Source organism: Paenibacillus sp. EKM301P (assembly GCF_011800295.1).
Taxonomy (GTDB): domain Bacteria; phylum Bacillota; class Bacilli; order Paenibacillales; family Paenibacillaceae; genus Paenibacillus; species Paenibacillus polymyxa.
In genome coordinates this window covers 1-347 of the sequence record NZ_JAALFM010000108.1, presented here as the reverse complement: position 1 = coordinate 347, position 347 = coordinate 1, and the positions used below count along the sequence as shown (strand labels likewise).

Sequence of the window (347 nt, the reverse complement as noted above, 5' to 3'; positions counted from 1 at the left end):
GCCGATGGTACTTGGACCGCAGGGTCCTGGGAGAGTAGGACGCCGCCAAGCGCAACCACTAAAGAATAATTTTTTTTTGGTGGTTTATTATGGGCCCTTAGCTCAGTTGGTTAGAGCGCACCCCTGATAAGGGTGAGGTCGGTGGTTCGAGTCCACTAGGGCCCACCATATAACTTTATATTTCCTTTTGGGGCCATAGCTCAGCTGGGAGAGCGCCTGCCTTGCAAGCAGGAGGTCAGCGGTTCGATCCCGCTTGGCTCCACCAAAAGATTTATCATTGCACCTTGAAAACTGGATACCGAAACGAAATTGCGTTTTAGAATATTCCTTTAAGCTGATCTTGTGTA

Annotated in this window: 2 tRNA genes; both read left to right on the top strand. The window is 49.3% G+C overall.

Annotated elements, in window-relative coordinates:
• The first annotated feature begins 91 nt into the window (after positions 1-91).
• Positions 92-168, top strand: a tRNA-Ile gene (locus HFD99_RS25060).
• 21 nt (positions 169-189) lie between these two features.
• Positions 190-265, top strand: a tRNA-Ala gene (locus HFD99_RS25055).
• Positions 266-347 lie beyond the last annotated feature (82 nt).